This window comes from Amazonocrinis nigriterrae CENA67 (genome assembly GCF_016056305.1).
GTDB classification, from domain to species: Bacteria; Cyanobacteriota; Cyanobacteriia; order Cyanobacteriales; family Nostocaceae; genus Amazonocrinis; species Amazonocrinis nigriterrae.
The window spans coordinates 44,410-51,988 of record NZ_JAECZC010000006.1; the positions used below are offsets into that span (position 1 = coordinate 44,410).

Here is a 7,579-nt window from a genome sequence, read left to right on the forward strand (position 1 = left end):
ATGAATATGATATCAGAAACACAGACAACAAATATAGTTAAAATTCTGATTGTTGAAGATGAGTTTATTCTTGCTATCAATTTACAAGAAAGTTTACAATCCCTTGGTTATTCTAGTGTAGATATTGTAGATACGGCAGAAGCAGCAATTGAGAAAGCAACACAGTTGCGCCCAAACTTGATTTTGATGGATATCCGATTGCGGGGAGAAATGGACGGTATCCAAGCAGCAGAACAAATTTGGAATCGTCTGCAAATTCCCGTCATTTACGTTACCGGACACTCTGACAAAAGTACTGTAGAGCGGGCAACGCTGACATCTCCTTTTGGTTACATCCTCAAACCTGTTAGAGAACAAGAACTCTACGTTGCCATTCAAACAACACTCACTCGCTATGAACGCGAGCAATTTTTAAGTAGTGTGCTTCGAGGTATGGGCGACGGGGTAATTGTCATAGATTCGCAGTTGCGTGTCAAGTACCTGAATCCGATGGCGGAAGCCCTCACAGGGTGGCGACTCGATGAGGCAAAAAACCAAATGTTAGATCAAGTTATGAAACTTGTTGACGAAAAAACTTTGTCACCTACTAACAATCCTCTGATCTCAGCTTTAGTAGAACAAAGCACTATTTATTTAGGCAATCGTGTTTTATTAATTAACAAAAACGGCACAACCATTCCTGTAGCTGATAGCGCTACTCCCTTGAGAAACTATGACGGTGAAGTTACTGGTGCTGTCATGGTTTTTCGAGATGACACCCAACGCAGGTTAATAGAAGAACGCAATTTTGCAGCAGAACGTGCCCAACAACTAGAAATTCAAATGGCGGAAATCCAACGCCTAAACCAATTGAAAGAGGACTTTTTAAGAGCTACTTCTCATGAAATGCGAACGCCTTTATCAAATATCAAAATGGCAATTACTGTGCTGGAAACTATTCTGAATCAAGGGAGAATTTTGCCATCTCAGCTACCTGATACCTCTTCAACCGTATCGTTTTACCTCAACATCTTACGTAATGAATGTGAGCGCGAACTAGACTTAGTAGACGATTTACTAAATATGCGATTCATTGATGCAGGTGTCTATCCATTAGAATACACTTCAATTCAATTGCAATTTTGGCTACCTCACATCATTGAAAGTTTTCAACAACGCCTGCAAGCTCGACGGCAAATTTTAGAAGTTGTTGAGCCAAATTTACCACCTATAGTCACCGATTTAGCAATTTTAACTCGCATTATCTCAGAATTACTTAACAATGCTTGTAAATACACAGCGCCTGGAGAAAATATTACAGTCACAGCCCAACTCGCCTCAACTACAAACAGTCAAAGCTTTGATGTATCTCCTAATCCTGAAATTTCATCTGTGCAAATTACGATTAGTAATTCTGGGGTAGAAATCCCCATAGAAGAACAAACTCGCATCTTTGACTTGTTTTATCGAATTCCTGAAACCATTATCAAAGAACAAAGTCTCATTTTAGACTTGTTTGACGATATTTCTGTCAGCGAACTAGGACAAAGTAGTAGTGTAGGATTAGGGTTAGCCTTGGTGAAGAAGTTAGTAGAATATCTCCAAGGCAAAATCGCACTTAGCAGCAGTCAGGGTTGGACAAGATTCACAGTTGAGTTGCCATTCACTTTGGTGAACACAGATAACTGAAAACTGACCCTTCGGGTGACGCTCGTACCTCGCTACCGCTGCGCTAACGGCAGTTGCTTCAAGTCGGCAAAGCCGACGACACTTGCTTCAACGCTCTTAACCCGCGCAACGCAGTGTCTCCCCAACGCACTGCCTCACAACTGACAACTGACCACTGACCACTGACAACTAACAACTGACAATTCAATCTAAACCTAAATGATTTAGCAATGCTTGGCGCATTACATCTTGAGGCACTGTTTCCTGCTGCAACCAGATTTTGAGGGCTGCTACTCCTTGTTGGACTAGCATTTCTAAGCCATCAATGGCAATTGCGCCTTGTTTTTGGGCAAGTTGGAGAAATTGCGTCGGTTTAGGAATGTATATTAAATCGTAGGCGATCGCACCATCAGGCAAATTCTTGATAGACTCTGCACTCAAAGGTGACTCATCCACCTTGGGATACATACCGATAGGAGTTGTATTGACCAGCAAATTCGCTTGGGGTATTAGTTTTGCGAGTTTATCCCATGTATGGACTTGCAAATTAACAGCAATGGGTGAATTGTCCCAACTACGGCGAAATTCTTCTAACTTCTGCAAATTCCGCCCCACAACATGAATTTCTGCAAAGCCAAGTTGGTGACAACCTGCGACAACAGCCCTAGCTGCACCGCCATTACCTAAAATTACAGCAGCCTTCTGACTCCAATCTTGGTGATATGTTGTTTGCAAAGGAGCAATAAATCCTTCGATATCCGTGTTTGTACCTACCCATTGATGATTTTGGCGGCTAACAGTATTAACTGCGCCTATGGCTTGAGCAATGGGAGTAATTTCTGATAGCAACGGCATAATTGCCTGTTTGTGAGGAATTGTAACACTAAACCCCACAACCCCAACAGCCGCAAAACCTGCGATCGCGACTTCTAAATTTTCTGGTTCTATGGGAAAGGGAAGATAAACATAATCTAACCCCAATTGAGCGATCGCAGCATTATGCATCACCGGCGACAGCGAATGTTCTACTGGATGTCCAATTACCCCTAGTAATTTCGTCTTACCTGTAATTAATTTAGTCATTTGTCAGTTGTCAGTTGTCAGTTGTCATTTTCTTTGTCTCCCTCATCCCCCTCATCCCCTCATCTCCCCATCACCCCTGCACCCCTGCACCCTATCCCCTCATCCCCTCACCTAGCCTACAATTATTAAAGGCTACTTAACATTTCTTAGAATTATGCAGGCAACAACAGCCTCCTCTACAACCCCAATTCCTGGTAAATATTGGCAGTGGCGAGGGCATAACATTTACTATGTGCGTGCGGGAGAGAAACAACCACAACGTTCACCCTTGCTTTTGGTGCATGGCTTTGGTGCTTCCACAGACCACTGGCGCAAGAATATCACAGGATTGTGTCAAGATTTTGAAGTCTTTGCGATCGACCTTTTGGGGTTTGGACGTTCAGCAAAACCCAAATTGCAGTATTGTGGCGACTTGTGGCGTGACCAACTTGATGATTTTATCAGTGAAGTCATTGGTCAAAAAGCTGTAGTAGCAGGTAATTCCCTTGGTGGTTATGCTTGCTTGTCTGTTGCAGCACAAAGTCCTGATAGTGTGGCTGGTGTAGTGTTACTTAATAGCGCCGGGCCATTTAGTGAAACTCAATCTATCTCAGAACCAGAAACTTTAAAGTCACAAATTCAGCCTCCTAAACAACCCTCTGCTTTAGAAAAACTATTGGGTTATGGTGCTAAGTGGATTTTTCAACAACCTTTAGCTCAGTTTTTATTATTTCAATACTTACGCCAAGGTTGGGTAATTCGCCAAACTTTAGAAAAGGTTTACCTTGATAAAAGTGCAGTCACCGACCAATTAGTAGAAGAAATTGCTCGTCCTGCTTATGATCCTGGTGCATTGGATGTGTTTTTATCAATCTTTAGTAATCCTCAAGGGGAAAAAAATGATGTACTACTCAAGCAATTAACTTGTCCTTTATTACTGTTATGGGGAGAAGCTGATCCTTGGATTAATGCTAGAGAACGTTCCCAAAAGTTTCGTCAATATTATCCTGAACTTACAGAATATTTTCTCAGGGCGGGTCATTGTCCCCATGACGAAGTACCAGAACAAGTAAATCCACTTTTGCGTGATTGGGTTTTGTCTATTTCCCAGTGATCTAAAATTCGTTGTTAACAAATTTCAATGTAGGGTGCGTTGCGCTGCGCGACAACGCACCGCCAATAATTAAAGGTGCGCGATTCCTATGGCATAACTAGCTTTGCATTTTTAGCATTATTTGCGATGATTTATGAGCAAATATAAAATCTTAAAACCTGACCAAAGCTATACTTTCAGCCAGTATTTTTCCCTAACTAACCCAACACCAGAGATTCTGGCTGAGTTTGAGTATAGCTATGAGCGTACAAGTTTGGATTTGTCTAGGTATCCTGATGAAATAAAATACTTGGAGTTTTTGCAAGGATATTTACAACGTAATCTTAGGCTTTTTAATCCTGTAGCAGAAATATCAATCAGAAAATTTCTGATTGCTCCTATTCTGACTGAAATATGTGATCAAACAAAGGCTCTTCTATATAGTGAGTATCCCCTGAATATAGATGATAAGCTCAAAGGTACTTTAGATTATTACTTGCATAACTCTAACTCACTATTAGTCATTGAAGCTAAACAATCAGATATCAGAAGGGGATTTACACAGCTTGCAGTAGAATTAATAGCTTTGGATAAATTCCTAGATAATCAATCACCTATTTTATATGGTGCAGTTACTAATGGCGATGATTGGAAATTTGGCACACTGCATAGAGAACAGAAGCTAGTTACAGAAGATATTAAACTTTATCGGGTTCCTGAAGGTTTAGAAGATTTAGTCAGGGTATTAGTGGGTATCCTTTCAGTACCTACAGATTAGGGGGTATGATATGACTTAATTTGTTGTTCTATTTGGTCACTGATAATCTCAGTTCCCATACCTGGTTGATCAAGATTAACCCTAATAAAATTAGTCTTGTCTTTTTCTGTAAATTTTTTGTCATTATTAGAATCTTTGAGAATTTTGATAAAAAGTGCATTTTGACTGGCAACAACTACCCAATTGATGATTTGGCTATTGTTTGGAGTAATTTGTTGGAGATTCTTACCTGACAAATCAGAAAGATAGCCAATAACAGCATCTTCTGAGTTGAGTTTTTTGTCTTGGTTTGTATCTTGCTCAAGGATTTTATACACCCAAAATCTTGTAGGCGGTTTATTTGATGTTTTTGTTTCTAAGAAGTCAAAAGAATTAATAATTGCTTTTTGATTTAATAAAAGGTGACTTATACCATCTTGTTTATGATAAAAAATAATATTGTATAATGGTTTATTCGCTCTTTCGTAAGAACGCGAAAAATTCAATTTATCTTCTTGATTTTGATCATGAACTGTAACATAAACTGGTATCATCAAATAATCTGATTTTTCTTTGATGATTAATTCACCATAGTCTACATTCAGTTCTGTATTCTGGTTTTCAGCAGCCTTTACTTGCTCTGTCTTTTTGATAGTAGACGATTCACAAGACAAACAAAGCCCAGCTATGATTATAGCTGTAGATATTCTCTTCCAAAATCTATCATTCTTCATTAATTCATCCCAGCAGGATAGGTTGCTGTCCTATTTTATTCACTGCTGGAAAATCAGCAAGAATTAAGTAAGTCAGTGCTACAAAACTCAAAAACCTGGTGCAGATTGACCAGGTTTTTTTAAATTTACAGGTTTCAAATTGGTTAACTTGTTAATTCAGGAGTTCGACAGCTAAGGTGGACATAACAACTAGCAACTTCAGCATTTTCTGTTTTTCCGCTTTGGGATTTGGCTTTGCCTTGTATGATTGGCTTTTGTATACTTGGCTTTTTACCACTTAACTATTGATATGCTGAAACTTGCTTGGGCTGCTGACGGGAGACACCTAGTCATTTGCCCGTTTAGTTTGGTTGTGGTTTGTTTGGTGTCCTACTATTTAAGTTATCACTCAATTGGAAATTATCAAACCTATGTTTACTAAACTTGATGTTTTGTAGAACTTTGCAATACACATGTTGATATTCTATAAAATAACAAGGCTTTGATCCCTAACTATCTTTAAAAGGTAGTTAGGGATATTTTAGAGATAATCTTTACCAATTCCACATAACTGAGCTGTCATCAAGGTGGTCGGTGACAATACGTCCAATAGCATCGATTTGGGCAATTTCGTCAGGATAAAGTTTAATATCAGCAGCTTGTGCGTTGTCTGTTGCTTGTTCGGGATAACGTGCGCCAGCGATCGCATTTGTTTGGGGTTGGGCAATTACCCAAGCCAGTGCCAACTGAGCAAGGGTAGAATTGTGACGCTCAGCTATAGGACGCAATTTATCTAAAGCTTGTTGGGCACGTTCAAAATTTTCGCCTTGAAATAGCTTATTCTTAGAACGGTTATCTTCAGGGGCAAATTTTTGACCGGGAGTAAACTTCCCAGTGAGCAATCCCTGTGCTAAAGGAGAATAAGCCAGGATAGAAATATTGTTTTCGATACAATAAGGTTTTGCATCCTTGTCCACCTGCCGCCAAAATAAACTATAAGGCGGTTGTAAACTATCAATACGTCCATATTGTGCGGCTTGGGCTAATTGAGCGCCAGAAAAGTTGGAAACACCAATCGCTCGAATTTTTCCTTGCTCTTTTAACAGATTAAGAGCGCTCATAGTTTCCTCAATCGGTACTATTTCACTGTTGAAAGCTCCGGAGGGCCAATGAATTTGATAAAGGTCGATATAGTCCGTTTTGAGGTTTTTCAAAGAGCGATCGCAAGCTGCAATTACTTGGTCATACTTAAGATGATTGGCGAAAACTTTTGTGGCATACTCCACGCGTTCGCGGACATCAGATAAAGCTTCGGCTACAATGCGCTCAGAATGTCCTTCGCCATAGACTTCGGCAGTATCAATTGTAGTAATACCGGCTTCAAATGCGGCTCGGATTGCTTTAATCGAGTCAGCATCTTCGATTCCCACCCACATCCTTTTACCGGCTTGCCAAGTTCCCATGAGGATGGGTGTGATTTGTACATCAGATGTACCCAACGTTCGCTTTTCCATAATGTTTTCCTAGTTCATCTCCCTGGATAGTTACATACTTTAACGATCTTAGTTAGAACTTAAATCAGAATTACAGTAGGTGCTGATGGAATTGACTAGTACTTTGCACGCGCTCAAAGAATGGGCAGTTGCCATAAATGCCTTGGAAAGCGGCAAAACAATTATGTTGTTGCGTAAAGGCGGTATTCATGAAAGAGGTGGGCGTTTCCAAGTTGCCCATGAGCAGGTTTTGCTCTTTCCTACCTATGAACATCAACAGCCTTTCCTACTTAAGGCTGAATATGCCAATCTTGTCTACCCTGTAACTCCTGGTTGGCATCCAGAAACAATTCCTATCGGCAGTGTGGCTCAAATTACCGATATTTTGCCGATTAGCGACGAGTCAATTGTCAACGCCTTGCTTCCCTATCATATTTGGAACGAGTATTTTATTAGCGATCGCCTCAAGTGGAAACCACGTCAACCACTGTATATTCTCCTTCTGAGGACTTACAAATTACCCCAACAGCGGGAAATTCCTTATCGCCAAGAATACGGTGGTTGCAAATCATGGATTGATTTAGCACAGCCTATTGGGCTACAAGGAGCAAAACCAGTGTTGTCTGATTCTGTCTACACTCAACTAGTAGAAGAAATTCGCGGCATTGTTGGTGACAAGCTATATGCTCCATCCCTGTGAAAGAAATTTAGCATGAGTTAGGAGTTAGGAGTTTGGAGTTAGGAGTTTGGAGTTAGGAGTTAGGAGTTTGGAGTTTGGAGTTAGTTATTTCTCCCTCATCCCCCTCATCCCCCT

The 7,579-nt window shown here is 40.3% G+C and carries 7 protein-coding genes; 4 read left to right on the forward strand and 3 right to left on the reverse strand.

The features are described from left to right. Positions 1–1,668 (forward strand): hybrid sensor histidine kinase/response regulator, encoded by a 1,668-nt coding sequence (locus tag I8748_RS05160; RefSeq protein WP_198123587.1) that lies wholly within the window; start codon positions 1–3, stop codon positions 1,666–1,668. Positions 1,669–1,851: 183 nt separating this feature from the next. Here I8748_RS05160 and I8748_RS05165 read toward each other — a convergent pair whose 3' ends face one another. Beyond that, positions 1,852–2,730 carry a shikimate dehydrogenase gene (locus I8748_RS05165; protein ID WP_198123588.1) on the reverse strand — a complete coding sequence of 293 codons (879 nt, stop codon included), beginning with the start codon at positions 2,728–2,730 and terminating at the stop codon, positions 1,852–1,854. Positions 2,731–2,884: 154 nt separating this feature from the next. Between I8748_RS05165 and I8748_RS05170 the strand changes: the two genes are divergently transcribed. Both I8748_RS05170 and I8748_RS05175 read left to right on the forward strand, forming a co-directional pair. Further along, the gene (locus tag I8748_RS05170) at positions 2,885–3,823 is read left to right on the forward strand and encodes an alpha/beta fold hydrolase (protein WP_198123589.1); all 939 of its coding nucleotides are present in this window, start codon (positions 2,885–2,887) and stop codon (positions 3,821–3,823) included. A gap of 133 nt (positions 3,824–3,956) precedes the next feature. After that, positions 3,957–4,580: a hypothetical protein gene (locus tag I8748_RS05175; RefSeq protein WP_198123590.1), complete on the forward strand. Its 624-nt coding sequence runs from the start codon at positions 3,957–3,959 to the stop codon at positions 4,578–4,580. Here I8748_RS05175 and I8748_RS05180 read toward each other — a convergent pair. Together I8748_RS05180 and I8748_RS05185 are read right to left on the reverse strand one after the other, a co-directional pair. Continuing rightward, positions 4,577–5,293 carry a hypothetical protein gene (locus I8748_RS05180; protein WP_198123591.1) on the reverse strand — a complete coding sequence of 239 codons (717 nt, stop codon included), beginning with the start codon at positions 5,291–5,293 and terminating at the stop codon, positions 4,577–4,579. The genes I8748_RS05175 and I8748_RS05180 overlap by 4 nt on opposite strands. Positions 5,294–5,826: 533 nt before the next feature. Continuing rightward, positions 5,827–6,786 (reverse strand): aldo/keto reductase, encoded by a 960-nt coding sequence (locus tag I8748_RS05185; protein ID WP_198123592.1) that lies wholly within the window; start codon positions 6,784–6,786, stop codon positions 5,827–5,829. Between the two features lie 79 nt (positions 6,787–6,865). Between I8748_RS05185 and I8748_RS05190 the strand changes: the two genes are divergently transcribed. Then, positions 6,866–7,465 carry a DUF1802 family protein gene (locus tag I8748_RS05190; protein ID WP_198123593.1) on the forward strand — a complete coding sequence of 200 codons (600 nt, stop codon included), beginning with the start codon at positions 6,866–6,868 and terminating at the stop codon, positions 7,463–7,465. Positions 7,466–7,579: the final 114 nt, after the last annotated feature.

Excerpts from the sequence above, each read along its gene's own strand:
- I8748_RS05185 (WP_198123592.1), bottom strand. The coding sequence starts at position 6,786 with ATGGAAAAGCGAACGTTGGGTACATCTGATGTACAAATCACACCCATC.
- I8748_RS05175 (WP_198123590.1), top strand. The coding sequence starts at position 3,957 with ATGAGCAAATATAAAATCTTAAAACCTGACCAAAGCTATACTTTCAGC.
- I8748_RS05160 (WP_198123587.1), top strand. The coding sequence starts at position 1 with ATGAATATGATATCAGAAACACAGACAACAAATATAGTTAAAATTCTG.
- I8748_RS05180 (WP_198123591.1), bottom strand. The coding sequence starts at position 5,293 with ATGAAGAATGATAGATTTTGGAAGAGAATATCTACAGCTATAATCATA.
- I8748_RS05170 (WP_198123589.1), top strand. The coding sequence starts at position 2,885 with ATGCAGGCAACAACAGCCTCCTCTACAACCCCAATTCCTGGTAAATAT.
- I8748_RS05165 (WP_198123588.1), bottom strand. The coding sequence starts at position 2,730 with ATGACTAAATTAATTACAGGTAAGACGAAATTACTAGGGGTAATTGGA.